This is a genomic window from Pseudomonas syringae pv. tomato str. DC3000 (assembly GCF_000007805.1).
GTDB lineage: Bacteria > Pseudomonadota > Gammaproteobacteria > Pseudomonadales > Pseudomonadaceae > Aquipseudomonas > Aquipseudomonas avellanae.
Genome location: NC_004578.1, coordinates 364,940 through 382,451, shown reverse-complemented (window position 1 = coordinate 382,451; position 17,512 = coordinate 364,940). Strand labels below are relative to the sequence as shown.

At 60.4% G+C, this 17,512-nt stretch carries 13 protein-coding genes and 1 pseudogene; 8 read left to right on the top strand and 6 right to left on the bottom strand.

The features are described from left to right. Positions 1-103: 103 nt before the first annotated feature. Both PSPTO_RS01850 and PSPTO_RS01845 read right to left on the bottom strand, forming a co-directional pair. Positions 104-1,429, bottom strand: a complete 1,326-nt coding sequence (locus tag PSPTO_RS01850) for an LLM class flavin-dependent oxidoreductase (protein ID WP_011103108.1) — start codon at positions 1,427-1,429, stop codon at positions 104-106. Positions 1,430-1,464: 35 nt separating this feature from the next. After that, positions 1,465-3,772: pseudogene (locus tag PSPTO_RS01845) on the bottom strand (TonB-dependent receptor). A 172-nt stretch (positions 3,773-3,944) separates the two neighbouring features. On the opposite strand from PSPTO_RS01845, the gene PSPTO_RS01840 reads away from it, so the two are divergent. Next, complete coding sequence (locus tag PSPTO_RS01840) at positions 3,945-4,991, top strand: LacI family DNA-binding transcriptional regulator (protein ID WP_011103107.1); 1,047 nt, start codon at positions 3,945-3,947, stop codon at positions 4,989-4,991. Positions 4,992-5,094: 103 nt separating this feature from the next. Here the strand turns inward: PSPTO_RS01840 and PSPTO_RS01835 are convergent, their stop codons facing one another. Further along, positions 5,095-6,045 (bottom strand): homoserine kinase, encoded by a 951-nt coding sequence (locus PSPTO_RS01835; RefSeq protein WP_005763495.1) that lies wholly within the window; start codon positions 6,043-6,045, stop codon positions 5,095-5,097. 36 nt (positions 6,046-6,081) lie between these two features. After that, a complete protein-coding gene (locus tag PSPTO_RS01830) occupies positions 6,082-6,369 on the bottom strand; it encodes a DUF2782 domain-containing protein (RefSeq protein ID WP_003380192.1) in 288 nt (95 codons plus the stop codon). Positions 6,370-6,443: 74 nt separating this feature from the next. Here PSPTO_RS01830 and polA point away from each other — a divergent pair, with 74 nt between their 5' ends. Continuing rightward, entirely contained in the window at positions 6,444-9,209 is a 2,766-nt protein-coding gene (polA, locus tag PSPTO_RS01825; RefSeq protein ID WP_005763493.1) for a DNA polymerase I, read from the top strand. A gap of 245 nt (positions 9,210-9,454) precedes the next feature. Here the strand turns inward: polA and yihA are convergent, their stop codons facing one another. Next, a complete protein-coding gene (gene yihA, locus PSPTO_RS01820; RefSeq protein ID WP_005613810.1) occupies positions 9,455-10,090 on the bottom strand; it encodes a ribosome biogenesis GTP-binding protein YihA/YsxC in 636 nt (211 codons plus the stop codon). A 293-nt stretch (positions 10,091-10,383) separates the two neighbouring features. Here yihA and PSPTO_RS01815 point away from each other — a divergent pair, with 293 nt between their 5' ends. The 6 genes from PSPTO_RS01815 to PSPTO_RS01790 all read left to right on the top strand — a co-directional run bounded on the left by PSPTO_RS01815 (position 10,384) and on the right by PSPTO_RS01790 (position 15,630). Next, positions 10,384-11,028, top strand: a complete 645-nt coding sequence (locus PSPTO_RS01815; RefSeq protein WP_005763490.1) for a thiol:disulfide interchange protein DsbA/DsbL — start codon at positions 10,384-10,386, stop codon at positions 11,026-11,028. A 9-nt stretch (positions 11,029-11,037) separates the two neighbouring features. Further along, on the top strand, positions 11,038-11,913 hold the full coding sequence (locus PSPTO_RS01810; protein WP_005613805.1) for an endonuclease/exonuclease/phosphatase family protein: 876 nt from the start codon (positions 11,038-11,040) through the stop codon (positions 11,911-11,913). Continuing rightward, a complete protein-coding gene (locus PSPTO_RS01805) occupies positions 11,910-13,943 on the top strand; it encodes a GGDEF domain-containing protein (protein ID WP_011103104.1) in 2,034 nt (677 codons plus the stop codon). Before PSPTO_RS01810 ends, PSPTO_RS01805 begins: the two co-directional genes overlap by 4 nt. Before the next feature lie 95 nt (positions 13,944-14,038). Continuing rightward, on the top strand, positions 14,039-14,818 hold the full coding sequence (locus PSPTO_RS01800; protein WP_011103103.1) for an N-acetylmuramoyl-L-alanine amidase: 780 nt from the start codon (positions 14,039-14,041) through the stop codon (positions 14,816-14,818). A 259-nt stretch (positions 14,819-15,077) separates the two neighbouring features. Beyond that, positions 15,078-15,356, top strand: coding sequence for a type II toxin-antitoxin system Phd/YefM family antitoxin (locus tag PSPTO_RS01795; RefSeq protein ID WP_005613797.1), 279 nt, complete (start codon positions 15,078-15,080; stop codon positions 15,354-15,356). Continuing rightward, entirely contained in the window at positions 15,328-15,630 is a 303-nt protein-coding gene (locus tag PSPTO_RS01790; RefSeq protein WP_046463600.1) for a Txe/YoeB family addiction module toxin, read from the top strand. Before PSPTO_RS01795 ends, PSPTO_RS01790 begins: the two co-directional genes overlap by 29 nt. An 88-nt stretch (positions 15,631-15,718) precedes the next feature. Here PSPTO_RS01790 and PSPTO_RS01785 read toward each other — a convergent pair whose 3' ends face one another. Further along, the gene (locus PSPTO_RS01785) at positions 15,719-17,506 is read right to left on the bottom strand and encodes a KinB sensor domain-containing domain (RefSeq protein WP_011103101.1); all 1,788 of its coding nucleotides are present in this window, start codon (positions 17,504-17,506) and stop codon (positions 15,719-15,721) included. Between the last annotated feature and the right edge of the window lie 6 nt (positions 17,507-17,512).

Below are 17,512 nucleotides of genomic sequence, written 5' to 3'. Positions count from 1 at the left end.
GCCCAGTCTCTGTGTTGTAAAAAATCCGCTCCCACAACGCCCTGCGGGCAGAAGCCTGAGCGCGCCGTTTTCTGAGTCCTCCAGGGCTTGCATGCGGGAAATATCAAAATCCATAAGCAGGCCGCTGCAAGCCCAGGTTTTCGCGCAACGTGGTGCCTTCATATTCAGTACGAAACAACCCGCGCCGCTGCAACTCCGGCACCAGCAACTGTGCGACGTCTTCCAGACCGCCCGGCAGATGCGGCACCAGCACATTGAAGCCGTCCGCCGCGCCTTGTTCGAACCAGATTTGCAGCTCATCGGCGATCTGCACAGGCGTGCCTATCAGGCTGTAGTGCCCTCGCCCACCGGCAATCCGCCGCCCCAGTTGCGCCAGGGTCAGGTTTTCCTGGTCGGCCAGTTCAGTCAGCAGCTTTTGCCGACTGCGCTGGCCGCTGTCGGTCAGTGGCAGTTCCGGCAACGGGCCGTCCAGCGGGTAGCCGGACAGGTCGAAGTTACCCAGCATCCGGCCCAACGGAGCAACACCCACCTGCGGTTCGACCAGGTCCTGAAACGACTCGAACTTCTGTTTCGCCAGCGCTTCGGTTTCTGCCACGACGATGAACACGCCGGGCATGACTTTCAGCGAATCTGCGTCTCGCCCGTAAGCGCTCAAGCGTCCCTTGATGTCGGCATAAAACGCCTGAGCACTGGCCAGCGAGGTCTGCGCGGTGAACACCACCTCTGCCGTCTGCGCCGCAAGGTCGCGGCCGACTTCCGAGGAACCGGCCTGCACCACCACCGGCTGACCCTGCGGCGAACGCGCCACGTTCAGCGGGCCTTTGACGCTGAAATGCTCGCCCACGTGATCCAGCACATGCACGTTGGCCGGGTCGTAATACTGGCCGCTGGCCTTGTCACGGGTGAAGGCGTCGTCTGTCCAGCTGTCCCACAGGCCGGTCACTACCTGATGAAACTCACGCGCTCGGCTGTAACGCTCGGCATGGCCGACATGCTCGGCGCGACCGAAATTCTGCGCCTCGGCGGCGGCGTCCGACGTCACCAGATTCCAGCCCGCCCGGCCGCCCGACAGGTGATCCAGCGAGGCGAACTTGCGGGCCACGTGATACGGCTCGTTGTAGGTGGTGGTTGCCGTCGCGATCAGGCCGATGTGATCGGTCACCGCGCTCAGCGCCGAGAGCAGCGTCAGTGGCTCGAAATGATCCGAGCGGGCCATGCGACTGGCGATGTCACCGGTCGCCGCCGCCACACTGTCGGCCACAAACAACGTATCGAATTTCGCCGCTTCAGCGACCTGGGCCAAATGCCGGTAGTGCTTGAAATCCAGCCCCGCATCCGCAGGCACATCCGGGTGGCGCCAGGCTGCAACGTGGTGCCCGGTGGCCATCAGGAAAGCGCCCAGTTTCATCTGTCGAGCAGTCGTGCTCATGCCTCACTCCTTACTGTGTTGCTGCGGGCAGCGACTCAAAAATCCTTGCGCAGCTGCACGCCGAAATAACGTTCGTCATCACGCGGCACGGATCGGTAAACGTAGTTGCCGCCGGTTGCCAGCATCGGCGAATAAGACTTGTCTGCCAGGTTCTTGCCAAGCAGTGCCACGCGCCAGCCGCTGTTGTAATCGGCCAGTGCCACGCTGGCGTTCCAGATGCCGTACGCACCCTGCCTGGTGTCCGGGTTCTGGCTGATGTCGTACTGCATTTCGCTCTGCCAGCTGTAATCGGTGCCCAGTTCGATGTCCAGGCCGTTGTCCAGCGGGATGGTGTAATCGGCGCGCACGTAGCTTTTCCAGTCCGGGCTGTAAGGCAGGGTTTTGCCATCGACGTTGCACGACGCCGCTGCACCGGCCGGGCAGGCGAAGGTGTCAATGCGCGCCTTGGTGTAGGACAGCGCACCGGAGAATTTCAGGTTCCCAGTGGCCTGCAAGGCGTAATCCAGCTCGACGCCTTCGGTGCTGACACTGCCTGCGTTAATCAGGCGCGTCACGACATGCCCGGCCACGCTGTCGAAGAAGTTCGCCTGATAGTTGTCGTAATCGCTGTGGAACACCGCCAGGTTGGTGGTCAGGCGATTGTTCCAGGTGGTGGCTTTGACGCCCACTTCCCAGGTGTTTGAGGTTTCCGGCTTAAGGGCTTCGGTGTCACGCGGCTGCATGTTGAAGAACACGTTGTAGGCCGGGCCTTTGTAGCCGCGCGAGTAGGTGATGTAGGTCATCACGCTGTCGCTCAGGTCATATTGCAGACCCAGCCGCCCGGACTTGCCGTCCTCGTCCACCGACCCGGAACTGCTGGTTGCAGGCTGAATGCCGCTGAGCCGATGTCGAAACGCGGCGATGGTCGTATTCCAGATCGTCGTGGGTCCAGCGCGCCCCCGCAATCGCGCGCAAATCCGGCGTGAAATTGAAGGTGGTTTCGCCAAACACCGAATAGCTGTCGGTGGTGGTGCTGTAATCGGCGATGCCACGGTTTTGCGTGGTCGGGGTGAGCAGCGTGCGCTGATAGGTTTCGTCACTCTTGCCGTGCATGTAGAACAGCCCGCCGACGTACTCGACAAACTGGCCCTTTGGCGACGCCAGACGCAGCTCCTGAGAATACTGGTTGAACGCCAGATCGCCCTTGTCTTCGGTGCCGGGGAAGGCAGCAGTGACGGTGCCGAGACGGTCGCCATCCTGATACTGGGTGTTGTCCCAGCCGCGCCAGGCGGTGATGGAGGTCAGGGTGTAATCGCCCAGTTGCCAGTCAAGCTGACCGGACAAGCCTTTGTTGACGTCTTCGACGTGGCTGCGGTAATCGCTGAGCACGTTGCGGTTGTCGCTGTCGGCGCGCACCGGTGACAGCGCACTGGCGAACGCCGGGGTCAGCGCCTTGCTGACCACGCCGTTGGGCGCGTCATCATGGGACTGCATGTAGTCTGCTGCGAGGGTAAGCGTGATGTCGTCGTTGGGCGTGAACTCCAGCTTGCCGCGCGCGCCCTTGCGGTTGTAACCGTTGACTTCCTGACCGTTGAGCTTGTTGTCGACGTTGCCGTCGTAGCTGCCGAACAGCGTGGTGATCGAGCCCCTGAGGGTCTGCGGTATAAGACTGCCACCGATGCCGAAACGGGTGCGGCTTTCATTGCCGCTGTAATACGACTGATCGATATAACCGTGGGTCTCTTCGGTCGGTGCCTTGGTGGTGACGTTGAGCACACCGGCCGACGCATTCTTGCCGAACAGCGTGCCTTGCGGGCCGCGCAGCACTTCGATGCGTTCAAGGTCGAGCATGTCCAGCGTGGCCTGACCCGGACGCGCATACACTACGCCATCAATCACGGTCGCCACGGTCGGTTCGACGCCCGGCGAAGTGGAAATGGTGCCGACACCGCGAATGAACAGCGAGGTGTCCTTGTTGGAGGCGCCGGTGCGGAAGTTCAGCGACGGCACTTGCTGCACGATACTGGCCACGCCGTTGCGGTTGTCCCGCTCCAGTTGTTCGCCCTGAATCACCGAGACTGCGACCGGGACTTTTTGCAGCGACTCTTCACGGCGCGTTGCCGTCACGGTGACCGACTCCAGCGCTACGGTCTCAGGGTTTTGCGCGGCCTCGGTCGCGGCCATTGCCGGCACCCACGGCAAAGCCGTCAGCCCCATCAACAACCAGCCATAGCGACGCCCCCGCGCCACATGAGCCTGGTCGATGGCTTGCGCCAGAAGTGTGTGTTTGACGCCATCCCCGTGTGTTGTGTGCATCTGCGTGCCTGCCTGAAATATGCCCTGATCCGACAGTGCGATGCGCACTGGCGCCTGTTCGTGCTGGCTAAACCGGGTCCGGGCATTCGCGGTGGCGAGTAGCAGACAAACCATCGTTGTTAGCGCTAACATCGCCAGTATCAGGAATTGGCGGATAGATCGTCCAATACTGAAAAATTAGTTTTATATTCCTTTTACTTTTATGCGAAGTGATTCGAGCATGGCTGACGAAAAACCTGCGACACGCAAACGCCGAGGCGCCGGCCGGGTGACGATCACCGCCGTGGCACGCCAGGCGGGGGTGTCGGCCATCACCGTGTCGCGCTATTTCAATCAGCCGGAGCAAGTCTCGCCCGAACTGCGCGAACGCATCGCGGCGGTGGTCAATACGCTGGGCTATGTGCCCAACCTGGTGGCAGGCGGCCTGGCGTCGGCGCGCAGCAAGGTGGTGGCGATGGTGATTCCCAACATCTCCGGGCCGATCTTCGCCAACACTATTCAGGGCTTCAGCGACACCTTGAGCCAGCATGGTTTCCAGTTGTTGCTGGCCTCCAGCTACTTTTCCGCCGAGCAGGAAGAAAGCGCCGTGCGGGCGTTTCTGGGCTGGTCTCCGGCGGCCTTGGTGCTGACCAGTCACTTCCACAGCCCGGCGACTGAGAAGATGATCGAGCAGACCGAGGTCCCGGTGATTGAAACCTGGGACCATCAGCCTGACCGCAGCCCGATTCAGATTGGTTTTTCCCACTACGACGTGGGCGTTAGCGCAGCCCGCTATCTGTATGCCAAAGGCTATCGCCGCATCGCGTTCGTACAGAACAGCGTCGCGGGCGACTTCAGCGCACTGGAGCGGCGCGACGGTTATGCCGCGACGCTGGAAGGGCTTGGCCTGAGGCCGTGGGTATTTGTCCCGGACGCCGGGCGAGCGCCTTTCGAGGCAGGCAAGCAGGCCATGGAAATGCTGATGAGCCAAGCGCCGCGCCCCGACGCCATCTTCTTCGCCAACGACAACCTGGCAGCCGGCGCCCTGCTCGCCAGCCAGCGCGCAGGCCTGCACATCCCGCAGGACTGCGCCGTCATGGGCTTTGGCGACTACGCCTTCGCAGAAATGATGCTGCCCAGCCTTACTACAATCAAACCACCTGCACTGGAGATCGGCGTAATGGCCGCAACCCGCGTGCTGGAGAGTTTTGGGGTGCTGCCGGTGGAGGGGGCACCGCAGCGGCTGAATTTGCTCGATTGCAGGTTGGTGGAGCGGGAAAGTACGTGAGCCTGCAGACAAGCTCTCGTTCCCACGAGCCCTCAACTATCGTGCGACGCTCCGCGTCGTATGCCGTTCTGGACGCTCCGTGTCCGATCTGGAATAGAGCCATTCAGAGCGCAAACGGCAACGCGATGTGTGGCGTTTGACGCTCTGCCAGGCGCTGTTCGAACTCGACAGGGTCGTGAATCAGCACGTCCTGCCCGGCGAAGGTCTCGGCGGCGATCAGGCGGGACAGCCAGAAACGCACGCAGGCTATGCGCAACATTGTTGCCCACAGCTTTGATTCGGCAGCGGTGAACGGACGCAAGCCGGCATAGGCACCCAACAGCGCGCGGGCGCGGACGGCGTCGAGCTGGCCGTTTTCGCGGGAGCACCAGTCGTTGAGGGCAATCGCCAGGTCGTAGAGCATCGGACCGGAACAGGCGTTGTAGAAATCGATCAGCCCGGTCAGGTGTGTGCCCTCGAACAGCACGTTGTCACGAAACAGGTCGGCATGCAGATTGGCGCGCGGCAATGCCATGATCTGCGGCTTGAGGTCTTCGATCTCCTGAAGACTCTTTTCAAGCAGGGCGCGCTGAGTCTCGCCCAGATGCGACAGAAAATTGCGTCCCTCGCTGAGCATCCAGTCAAGACCACGGTCAGTCTTGCGCTCAAGCACCTGCTCGCGGGTGGCCAGGTGCAGGTTGGCCAACAGTTCGCCAATCTGCACGCAATGCTGGGTGTTGGGCTCGCTGATGTGCTTGCCCGGCAGCCGCGGCTGCAAGAGCGCAGGCTTGCCCGCCAGCTCGCGCAGGGCCTGACCGTCGGTGGTGCGCAGCGCGTAGGGCACCGGCAGGTTGGCGTCGTGCAGCACATCGAGCAGTTCGATGAAGAACGGCATCTCCTGCACCGGGCCACGCTCGACCAGCGTCAGGACAAATTCACCCTGCTCCAGGCTGATGAAGTAATTGGTGTTTTCACTGCCGGCGGCAATGCCCTGATAGTCAAGCAGGCGGCCGAGCCCGTAAGGGGCGAGAAATGTTTCCAGCTCGGGCCGAGCCAGTGGGGTAAAAACAGACATGTCAGAACTGCCAACGATTAGGGTGAATGTAAGGTGCTACCAGCTGAATATTTCCCACTGCGGGATCAGCATGTCCGGTTGGTCCGAACGGATGAAGTTAGGGCTTGTACCATCGGCGCGCACCAGAAAATAGGGCTTGCCGTGTTTCGGAGTGATTTTCACGGCGTACAGGAAACCATTCTGGCGGTATTCCTGAATCGTTTTGTCGCCATCGGTGCGAATGGTCACGTCCGGTGCCGCCGACGGCGGGTCCTCTGCCGAAACTGCGAGCAAAGGGCAAAGTGCCAACAGGCCGGTCAATATCAGTCGATTTACCTTGCGCATGATAACCTTGTCCCTTTGTCGTCAATGGTCTGCGCATTCTAGCGCCGACCCCGCCGAAAAGGTTGATTCTGCTCATGACCCAAGCGCCGCTCGTCCTGGTGGACGGTTCTTCTTACCTCTACCGCGCCTTCCACGCCCTGCCACCCCTGACCACGTCCAAAGGGTTGCCGACCGGCGCCGTCAAGGGCGTGCTCAACATGCTCAAAAGCCTGCGCCGTCAATACCCGGACAGCCCGCTCGCGGTCGTCTTCGATGCCAAGGGCGGGACGTTCAGGGACGCGCTGTACACCGACTACAAGGCCAACCGGCCGAGTATGCCGGATGACCTGCGCGTGCAGGTCGATCTGCTGCACGCTTGCGTGAAAGGCATGGGCTATCCGTTTTTGTGCGTTGAAGGCGTCGAAGCGGATGATGTGATCGGCACCCTGGCGCGCAGCAGCGCGGCGGCTGATCGTCCGGTGGTCATTTCCACCGGCGACAAGGACATGGCGCAGCTGGTCGATGGCCATATCACGCTGGTCAACACCATGACCGGCAGCGTGCTGGACGTGGCGGGCGTAAAAGAAAAATTCGGCGTCGGCCCGGAGCACATCATCGACTACCTCGCTCTGATGGGCGACAAGGTCGATAACATCCCCGGCGTGCCCGGCGTTGGCGAAAAAACCGCTGTCGGCCTGCTGGTGGGCGTGGGTGGCGGGATCAAGGAGCTTTACGACAACCTGGAAATGGTCGCGACCCTGCCGATCCGCGGCGCCAAGACCCTGGCCGCCAAGCTTGAAGAACACCGCGCGATGGCCTTCCTCTCTTACGAGTTGGCGACCATCAAGATCGACGTGCCGCTGGACATCGAGCTGGAGCAGTTGCATTGCAGCGAGCCAGACCGCGACAAGCTGATGGAACTGTACGCCGAGCTGGAATTCAAGAGCTGGATCGAAGACCTGCAACGCGATGCCAAACGCGCAGGCCAGGAGCTGGTGGTCGAAGAGCCGACCGTGGCAGCCAAGGAAGCAGCGTACGAGGTCATTCTTGAGCAAGGGCAGTTCGACGCCTGGCTGAAAAAGCTTCAGGCGGCACCGCTTTTCGCCTTCGTTACCCAGAGCAACGGCACCGACGCCCAGCGTGCGCAACTGGTGGGCCTGTCTTTCGCCATCCAGCCCCACGAAGCCGCCTACATCCCGCTGACCCACTCCTATATGGGCGTGCCGCAGCAACTGGATCGCGACACCGTCCTCAAGACGCTCAAGCCGCTACTGGAAGACCCGAACAAGATCAAGGTCGGTCAGCACGCCAAATTTGCCATCAACCTGCTCGCCAACTGCGCGATCGGCGGTGATCAGGCGCAGGGCATCGAGCTGCAGGGTGTGCGCTTTGACACCATTCTTGAATCCTACGTACTGGACTCCACCGCCACTCGCCACGACCGCGACAGCCTGGTGGCCAAGTACCTGACGCATACGCCGATCAACTTCCAGGACATCGCCGGCAAGGGTGCCAAGCAGCTGACCTTCGACCAGATCGCCATCGAGCAGGCCGGTAACTACGCCGCCGAAGAGGCCGACCTGACCCTGCGCCTGCATGAAGTCTTCGAAGCCCGCCTGGCCGCGATTCCGACCTTGCAGCCGGTGCTCAACGAGATCGAGATGCCATTGGTGCCGGTGCTGGCCCGCATCGAACGTCAGGGCGCGCTGGTCGATGCCAACCTGCTGGGCATCCAGAGCGTTGAGCTGGGCGACAAGATGACCGCACTGGAGCGCGAGGCGTTCGCCATTGCCGGTGAAGAATTCAACCTCGGTTCGCCCAAGCAGCTTGGCGTGATTCTCTACGAAAAACTCGGCATGCCGATCCTGAGCAAGACCGCCACCGGCCAGCCATCGACAGCCGAGGCGGTGCTTGCCGAGCTCGCCGAACAGGACTTCCCGCTGCCCAAGGTGCTGATGCAGTACCGCTCGATGAGCAAGCTCAAGAGCACCTATACCGACCGCCTGCCCGAGCAGATCAACCCGCGCACCGGGCGTATTCACACCTCCTATCATCAGGCGGTAGCCGTGACCGGGCGTTTGTCTTCCAGCGACCCGAATCTGCAGAACATCCCTATTCGTACCGCCGAAGGCCGCCGCATCCGTCAGGCGTTCGTGGCGCCCAAGGGTTACAAGCTGCTGGCGGCAGACTATTCGCAGATTGAACTGCGGATCATGGCGCACCTGGCCAAGGACGAAGGCTTGCTGCATGCGTTCCGCAACGACCTGGACGTCCACCGCGCGACAGCGTCGGAAGTTTTCGGCGTCGAACTGGAGAACGTCACCACCGACATGCGCCGCAGCGCCAAAGCGATCAACTTCGGCCTGATCTACGGCATGAGCGCATTTGGCCTGGCCAAACAGATCGGCGTGGACCGCAAGCAGTCGCAGGCGTATGTCGATCGCTATTTTGCCCGCTACCCCGGCGTGCTGGACTATATGGAGCGCACGCGCACCCAGGCCGCCGAGCAGGGCTTCGTCGAGACTATTTTCGGCCGTCGCCTGTACCTGCCGGACATCAACGCCAAGAACCCTTCACTGCGCAACGGCGCGCAACGCATGGCGATCAACGCGCCGATGCAGGGCACGGCGGCGGACATCATCAAAAAAGCGATGGTGGCGGTGAATGGCTGGCTGGACGAATCCGGCCTGGATGCACGGGTCATCCTGCAGGTGCACGATGAACTGGTACTGGAAGTGCGCGAAGACCTGGTTGATCAGATCAGCGAGCAGATCCGTCCACACATGAGCGGAGCGGCAGAACTGGCAGTGCCGCTGCTGGTGGAAGTCGGGGTCGGCAACAACTGGGACGAGGCACATTAACGCTGAAAAACGACGAATTCGTGGGGGGATTCGTCAAACATTGTAGGAAATGTGAACTTTTCTTAATTGCTGGAACTTAACCGTTTGGACAGGAGTCAGAGGTTCCGATTGATTGAAAAATCCATCGTGCTCTTAAGTTGTGTTAAGTGTTGGCAGTTATTCCGGACCCCACCCTAAGGTCCGGACCTTAAGCCCCGGTACTTCCCCTCCCCATGTGAAGTCCGGGGTCTTTTTTTGCCTGCGATTTACTCCGCAGGCGCTTTGTCTTCCAGCTCCATCCAGCCGGCCAGCACTGTGTAGGCCTCTTCCAGCCCCATGCGTTTGGGCGCCGAAAACAACTGGATGCTCACTGCGTCACCCCAGCCTTTGCGAATCTCGGCCTGAACCTTGAGCAGCGTGTTCTTGGCAGCGCCGTAGGTCAGCTTGTCAGCTTTGGTCAGCAGGATGTGCATTGGCATGTGGCTGGCAATCGCCCAATCGAGCATCAGCAGGTCGAAGTCGGTCATTGGATGACGGATGTCCATCATCAGGATCAGCCCTTTCAGGCTTTCGCGGCTGCCCAGATAAGCTTCCAGGTGGCGCTGCCAATGCAGTTTCAGCGGGATTGGCACTTTGGCGTAGCCATAGCCGGGCAAGTCGACCAGACGACGATCTTCATCAAGGCCGAAAAAGTTCAGCAACTGGGTGCGCCCAGGAGTCTTGGAGGTGCGCGCAAGGCTGGCGTGAGTCAGGGTGTTCAGCGCGCTCGACTTGCCCGCGTTGGAGCGCCCGGCGAATGCGACTTCAAAACCTTCGTCATCGGGGCATTGGTCGACCTTGGCGGCGCTGAGCATGAACGTGGCCTGTTGGCACAGACCGAGAATGGGGTTTTTGAGCTGCATGTGATTTCCGGTGAAGACCCTGCCTGCAAGGGGTGCGGCAAGAGGTGTCGGTTTCGTTTGGGTGCGTGCGCCTATAATGACACACCTGCCCCCCGGCCCATACTCGCACCCTGTCGGGGCGCACTGACTGGCGGCTGGAACATTCAGACATGACCTGCTTCACTCCTTATGCAAAAAGGCCGTCCAAGGCCGCCCATTTTTACAACCTCAGCGTTACACTAACGAACTCAGGCTTTCGCGACCGGTCGAACAACCGCCGCTTGAAGGCGATTTTATCTGCTCAGGAGTAAAGCATGCGTAATCTGATCATCAGCGCCGCCCTGGTTGCCGCCAGTCTGTTCGGTATGTCCGCCCAGGCTGCCGAGCCCATCGAGTCCGGCAAACAATACGTCGAGCTGACAAGCGCTGTGCCCGTCGCCGTGCCGGGCAAGATCGAAGTCATTGAGCTGTTCTGGTATGGCTGCCCGCACTGCTACGCATTCGAGCCGACCATCAACCCGTGGGTCGAAAAACTCCCGTCCGACGTCAATTTCGTGCGCATCCCGGCCATGTTCGGCGGTCCTTGGGACGCTCACGGCCAACTGTTCATCACCCTGGACACCATGGGCGTCGAGCACAAGGTTCACGCAGCGGTATTCGAAGCGATCCAGAAAGGCGGCAAGCGTCTGACCGACAAGAACGACATGGCTGACTTCGTCGCAACCCAGGGCGTCAACAAGGACGACTTCCTCAAGACGTTCGACTCCTTCGCCGTGAAGGGCAAGATCGCGCAGTACAAGGAACTGGCCAAGAAATACGAAGTAACCGGCGTTCCAACCATGATCGTCAACGGCAAGTACCGCTTTGACCTGGGTTCTGCCGGTGGTCCGGAAAAGACCCTGCAGGTTGCCGACCAGTTGATCGACAAAGAGCGAGCGGCTGCCAAGGCCGCCAAGTAAGCGCTCGCCATGCGCCGCTGGGGCAAAGGCAGCCCGCGTATCGTTGGCCTGCATGATCCGCAGGTCAACGAACATCATCTGACGCAAAGCGGCTTGCCGGAAGACGGCAGGCTGCGGCTGCTCAGTTTCAATATCCAGGTCGGTATCAGCACCGAGCGCTACCGGCATTACCTGACGCGCAGCTGGCAACACCTGCTGCCGCACGTCGGCCGGGCTGGCAACCTGCAGAAGATCGGCGACCTGATCAACGATTTCGATCTGGTCGCCTTGCAGGAAGTCGATGGCGGAAGCATGCGCTCCGGCTTCGTCAATCAGGTCGAGCATCTCGCCCAGCTGGGCGGTTTCCCGTTCTGGTATCAGCAGCTCAATCGCAACCTCGGACGCTTTGCCCAGCACAGCAACGGTGTATTGAGCCGCCTGCGTCCGACCAAGATCGAAGATCATCCTCTGCCGGGTCCGGCAGGGCGCGGGGCCATTCTTGTCCGCTTCGGCGAAGGCGAAGATGCGCTGGTGGTGGTCATGATGCACCTGGCTCTGGGTACTCGTACCAGAACCCGGCAACTGGCCTACATTCGCGAGCTGATCGGCGGTTATCGTCATCAAGTGCTGATGGGCGACATGAACACCCACGCCAACGATCTGCTGGAACACTCGCCGCTGCGTGACCTTGGCCTGCTGGCCCCGCAGATCGAAGCGACCTTTCCGAGCTGGCGGCCACAACGCTGCCTTGATCACATTTTGCTCAGCCCGACCCTGACACTTGAACGCGTGCAGGTGCTGGCTCACCCTATTTCCGATCACCTGCCGGTTGCTGTCGAGATCCGCCTGCCCGCTTCACTGCACGGGGACTCGCTGCCTGTGCCTTCTGGTGGAAACCTTGCATGAGCGACGAGGCGGAGCGCTGGAGAGAGAAGTACCTCAAAGGCATCGAGCAGCAGGATAAGCTCGAAAAGCGCTGGGACGCGCGGCTCGACTTGTTGCGCCGCGGTTTGGTGCGCAGCAGCCTGGCGGCGGAAGGCTCCGACCGCGCCGTCGATGAATGCATGAAGGAAATGCGCGAAATCGTCCGCAGGGACGACATGGACGCAGGTCTGGCAGCCTTGATTCCACGCCTTGAAAAAGCCGTGCTGGACTCCGAGCAACGCCGTGAAGTCCGCGTCGGGCAAATTGGCTCGGCACTGACCGCGCTGGTTACACAGTTGCAGGCACTGCCGTTGACTCGAGAGGTGCGCAAACCCCTCAAGCGCTTTGCCAAGGACCTTGAAGAGCGGGCGGCGCAAGCACGCGAGTTGCCACTGCTGCTCAGCGAGTTGAGCGGCTTGCAGGGGCAGGCCCTGACTCAGCTTGAAAAACAGGATGAAGGCCAGCGCCCGGGGCTTCTGCAACGCCTGTTCGGCTCACGGGACGAGCACGGTAACGAGCATCCTCCTGAAGCGGCCCATCCGCAAAGCCTTCCGCCCGCGCAGGAAATGCACGACGAAGTTCACGAGCCCCCAGAGGCACCCGACGCACAGGCCCCGACATCGCCTGCGCCTGCCGCTCTGGAAAGAGAGATCGAGAGCAAACCTGCGGTGCCAGCGCCCGAGCCCAACGCTGAAACACCCGCCCTGACGAACACTGTGGAACCTGTGCCACCGCCAGCGGCTGTTTCGGTCGCTCCAGTGCCGGTAGAAATTACCGTCGAACCTGCCAGCGTGCCCGTGGAGCATATCGATACAACCGACATGCTGGCGCCCACGCCCATCGTGCCCTATCAGCAACGCCCTGCCCCCGCCGCCCTAGAGGTGGAGCCGGAAGACGACCCCGAGCCAGACACCGAAGGTGAAGACAGCGAAGAGGGTTATGCACTGCCCTCCTCTCCGGAGCCAAGCTACAGTTCGGTCGCCGCACACATCGAAGAAACGCTGCTGGGCCTGCTCAACGACCTGACCCTGTCAGAGCATTTCCGGCCGCAAGTCGAAGACATGCAGTTGCGCCTGAAACATGGCTTGAACTGGTACGAACTGCTACCGATCCTCGACGATCTGGCTGTGCTGATGCTGGCGATCAACAACGGTGACCAGCAGGAATTCAGCAGCTATCTCAAGCAGCTCAACGAGCGCCTCGAGTCTTTCCAGAGCCACTTGCAGGCCGCCAGTGAAGACCATGCCGAGAACCAGTCCAGCGCGCGTGACCTGAACGAACAGTTGCGCGAGCAGGTTGGCGGCTTGCAAAGCAGTGTGCAGGACGCGTACGACCTGAACAGCCTCAAGCAAGTGCTCGACAACCGTTTTGAAGGCTTGCTGAGTACCATGGATAACTACCAGCTCAAGCGCGACGAGCGCGAGCGGGAAGTTGCCTCACGCCTGCAAGGCCTGGCCTCACGTGTCGCGAGCATGGAGCAGGAAGCGTTGGGGTTCAGGACCCATCTGGAAGAACAGCGCCAGAAAGCCTTGATCGACCCGCTTACCGGCCTGCCCAATCGCGCCTCCTGGGGTGAGCGCCTGGAGCAGGAAATGGCTGATTGGCAGCGGGATAAGAACAGCCTGCTGGTGTGCATACTCGATCTGGATCATTTCAAGCGTATCAACGACGGTTACGGCCACCTGGCCGGCGATAAAGTGTTGAAAATTGTCGCCAACGTCTTCAAAAAGCGCCTGCGCCCCGCCGACTTTCTCGCAAGGTTTGGTGGCGAAGAGTTTGTCATGCTGCTGCCGGCGACGCTTCTCGGCGCAGGGCTGACATTACTCGACGAACTGCGCACTGCGGTCGAGCTGTGTCCATTCCACTTCAAAGGCGAGCGAGTGACAATCACCGTCTCCATCGGCGTGACCGCATTGCGCACCGGTGAGCGAAGCGATACCGCCATTAAACGCGCCGACCAGGCTTTGTATAAAGCCAAGGAAAACGGGCGCAACCGGGTCGAGCAAGGCTGACTGAAACATTTTGACCTGAACGAATGCTTCAGCGCTGAAGCTATTTTCGGGCTCTTTGTTATGATGTTTCATTTCCTGCCGACGCTGCCTACCCCATGAAGCTGTATCTCTCTGCCTTTATCCTGCTCGCCCTCACAGCCTGCTCCAGCGCTCCGAAGCTGGACACCAGCCATCCGTCGGTGAACTTCGATAACCGGGTTCAGTACGTCGTCATGCATTACACCTCGACGTCGATGGAGCGGTCCCTGCAACTGCTGACCCATGGCGAGGTAAGCAGCCATTACCTGATTGGTGACGACAGCAAGGCGACCATCTACAAGCTGGTCGATGAAAACGCACGCGCCTGGCATGCCGGTGAAAGCGAGTGGGAAGGGCGCACCTGGCTCAACTCCAGTTCGATCGGCATCGAGATCGTCAACCCCGGCTTCAAGGACACACCGACCGGTCGCTTGTGGTATCCGTACACCGAAGCACAGATCCAGTCGATCACCGTGCTGCTCAAAGACATCGTCAAACGTAACAGGATCGACCCGAAACACGTCATCGGGCACAGCGACATCGCCCCGCTGCGCAAGCAAGATCCGGGTCCGTTATTCCCGTGGAAACGCCTCGCCGCCGAAGGGCTGGGCACCTGGCCCGACGAGCGACTGGTTGCCCAGCGCCAGGCAATGCTGGCAACCAACCTGCCGAGCGTCAGCTGGTTCCAGCAACAACTCGCACGCCTGGGCTACAGCACCCCACAAACCGGAGAGCTCGACACCGCCACACGCCAGGTCATCGCCGCCTTCCAGATGCATTACCGCCCTGCACGGTTTGACGGCGAACCCGACACACAGAGCGCGGCCATTTTGCAGGTGCTTAATCATTTGAAGTGATTGGGCGCCATACAATGCCACTTCGACGAGCAAAATAGGGCGTGTCGACGGTTTGATCGTTACAACTTCAACACTCAAGATAAACAATATCTGCGATGGCTTAGCGGGATTGAATTTACGTACAATATTCTGTACAGCAGTCCTATGCCCAAGCTGTGTGCTTGAAGATGCGCTCGGCGCCTGATTGACAGTCGAGCAGTTCCAATCCCTCACGGGAATTTACAAGAGCTCCTGGCTTGCAGCCTGGAAGGAATATTTTATGCAGGTTTTATCATTCAGCCAGGCTCGCGCCGGTTTAAAGCAAGCGATGGATGATGTGTGCCGGGACCATGAGCCAGCACTCATCACACGCCTGCGCGGTGATCATGTAGTCATGCTTTCCCTTGATGACTACAACTCGATGTCAGAAACCATGTACCTGCTAGGCACAGAGGCCAATGCGAAGCACCTGCGGCAATCCATTGCGCAGCACAAAGCCGGAAAAGCCTTCGTAAAGGAAATTTCACTGGATGTCACAGGGTCAGAAACAGAAGAATAAACAGGCAGCAAGGACCGCTGTCGGCGTGCATTTCACCCTATCGGGATGGGATGATTACACTCACTGGAAGGATGCCGATCAGGCAATTTCCCTGTCAATAGACAGCCTCATTAGCCAGTGCCTGCGTACGCCGTTCAAAGGCACCGGTAAGCCGAGACCACTGACCGGCGATTTAACCGGGTACTGGTCCCGCCGCATCACCAAAGAGCATCGTCTTGTCTACTTCTATGAGGGCGGTGTACTGACAGTCATCGCGTGTCGCCATCATTACTAGCGCCAACTTTTTAAAGGACGCCTTGCGCTGCGAACTCCTCAAAATGCAGCACTGAGGCCACAGGGCTTGGTGGCTTAAGGCGTAAACTTCAAAGCAGCAGCGCCATATAGAACTGAGTGCCCTGCCCCGGCCTTGAGTAGACGCCCATGCGCCCGCCGTGCAACTGGACGATTTCCTTGCACAGCGCCAAGCCAAGGCCAGCGCCGCCTTTTTTGCGGCCGACCTGGACGAAGGGCTCGAAGATTCGTCCTTGCTGCCCATAGGCGATGCCTTCGCCGTTGTCTTCGACACTGATGATCGCCCGCTCGCCGTGACGCCTCGCCTGCAAGCGGATCAGGCCGTTGGGCGGTGTATGACGCAATGCGTTGTCGAGCAGATTGTCCAGCACCCGCTCCAGCTGGGACTGGTCCGCATGCAGGCGCGGCATCGGTTCCTGGATGTCCAGCATCAGCACGATCTCCTGCTCCTGCGCCTGCCCTTCGTATCGGGCTCTGGCTTCTTCCAGCAAGGTTTCGATAGAGCACGGTGCCAGTTTGAGTTTTTGCAGGCCGTTCTGGTAGCGCGAGAAATTCAGCAGGTCATTGATGAGCTGCATCAAGCGCTGCATCTCTTCGGTGACGGTATTGAGCAGATCGGCTTCGCGGGATTCGGGGGCGAAGTGCAATCGCTCCTGCAGCAGGCCGAACGCCATGTGCATGCCCGTGACCGGCGTGCGCAGTTCATGGGAGGCGCGCAGGACGAATTCGCTGCGCACGCGTTCAAATGCCCGCTGCTCGGTGACGTCGTGCAGCACCATCACAGCACCCAGGATATGGCCCTTGGTGTGACTCACTGGCGTCATGCTGTAGGTCAGCAGCCGCGACTCACCGTCGATGTCGATGGCCAGGTCTTCCGGGGCGCGCTCCAGGGTCCCGCCACGCAGGACCAGATGCAATTGCTCGTCCAGTTCGGGACGACTCAGCGCCTCCCCCAGACTCTGCCCGAGGCGACTCTCGTCCCAGCCGAGCTGGCGCTGAGCAACAGGGTTCAAATGCTCCAGATGGCCTTGGCGATCGATCATCAGCAGGCCGTCGTCAATGCTGTCGAGCACCGCCTGCAGGCGCTGCTGGCCGGCCAACAACTCATCGACATTGGTCGCCTGGTGCTGACGCAAGGCCTCTGCCATGATGCCGAATCGCCGGGTCAGCAGGTTCATTTCGGCGGCCGAGGAAATGGGCAGCGTGACCTCGTAATCACCTTCGCCAATGCGGTCGGCAGCCTTGGCCAGCGCTTCGATAGGTGCACCAAAGCGACGGGCAATACCGTGCGCGGTCACAAAGCCGATGCACAGCACCGCCAGCCCGACCAGCCCCAGAAGGCCCGCGATCCACAGCGCGCGATCGCGGGAATTGATCTCGGCGCTGCTGATGTTTTCCAGCGCCTTGCGGTGCACATTCAGCAAGCCGTTACGCAAGCTGTCAAAGCTTTCACTCAACTGCGGATTGCCACGTATGCCTCGCGGGTCGGTGCCGAATTGTTTCAAGGCATCGATGAATCGCCGGTAATCGACCCAGGTCCCCTCAAGCCCGTTGCGCACGTCCTCCTGTGTGTCCTGCGCCGACGCTTCCTCCAGCAACTCCTCGAACTGACGCTGAATCTTTTCCAGCTCGGGCGGATTACGGGTGGCCCCGGTCATCAACACCAGTTGGTCACCCAGGTTCTGACGCAACTTCAAGCCCAGATCCAGAATGGCGAAGTTGTGCTGAATCAGCGATTCCTGCGTGCGCGCCATCTGCATGACGCTGACGAGCCCCAGCAGCAGTCCGAGCAAGGCAACCGTGATCAGCGCCGAAATGCTCAGAAAGAGGCGAGTGCGCAGCTTCATGGCCAGTTTCATTTGAGG

Excerpts from the sequence above, each read along its gene's own strand:
- PSPTO_RS01850 (WP_011103108.1), bottom strand. The coding sequence starts at position 1,429 with ATGAGCACGACTGCTCGACAGATGAAACTGGGCGCTTTCCTGATGGCC.
- PSPTO_RS01840 (WP_011103107.1), top strand. The coding sequence starts at position 3,945 with ATGGCTGACGAAAAACCTGCGACACGCAAACGCCGAGGCGCCGGCCGG.
- PSPTO_RS01835 (WP_005763495.1), bottom strand. The coding sequence starts at position 6,045 with ATGTCTGTTTTTACCCCACTGGCTCGGCCCGAGCTGGAAACATTTCTC.
- PSPTO_RS01830 (WP_003380192.1), bottom strand. The coding sequence starts at position 6,369 with ATGCGCAAGGTAAATCGACTGATATTGACCGGCCTGTTGGCACTTTGC.
- polA (WP_005763493.1), top strand. The coding sequence starts at position 6,444 with ATGACCCAAGCGCCGCTCGTCCTGGTGGACGGTTCTTCTTACCTCTAC.
- yihA (WP_005613810.1), bottom strand. The coding sequence starts at position 10,090 with ATGCAGCTCAAAAACCCCATTCTCGGTCTGTGCCAACAGGCCACGTTC.
- PSPTO_RS01815 (WP_005763490.1), top strand. The coding sequence starts at position 10,384 with ATGCGTAATCTGATCATCAGCGCCGCCCTGGTTGCCGCCAGTCTGTTC.
- PSPTO_RS01810 (WP_005613805.1), top strand. The coding sequence starts at position 11,038 with ATGCGCCGCTGGGGCAAAGGCAGCCCGCGTATCGTTGGCCTGCATGAT.
- PSPTO_RS01805 (WP_011103104.1), top strand. The coding sequence starts at position 11,910 with ATGAGCGACGAGGCGGAGCGCTGGAGAGAGAAGTACCTCAAAGGCATC.
- PSPTO_RS01800 (WP_011103103.1), top strand. The coding sequence starts at position 14,039 with ATGAAGCTGTATCTCTCTGCCTTTATCCTGCTCGCCCTCACAGCCTGC.
- PSPTO_RS01795 (WP_005613797.1), top strand. The coding sequence starts at position 15,078 with ATGCAGGTTTTATCATTCAGCCAGGCTCGCGCCGGTTTAAAGCAAGCG.
- PSPTO_RS01790 (WP_046463600.1), top strand. The coding sequence starts at position 15,328 with ATGTCACAGGGTCAGAAACAGAAGAATAAACAGGCAGCAAGGACCGCT.
- PSPTO_RS01785 (WP_011103101.1), bottom strand. The coding sequence starts at position 17,506 with ATGAAACTGGCCATGAAGCTGCGCACTCGCCTCTTTCTGAGCATTTCG.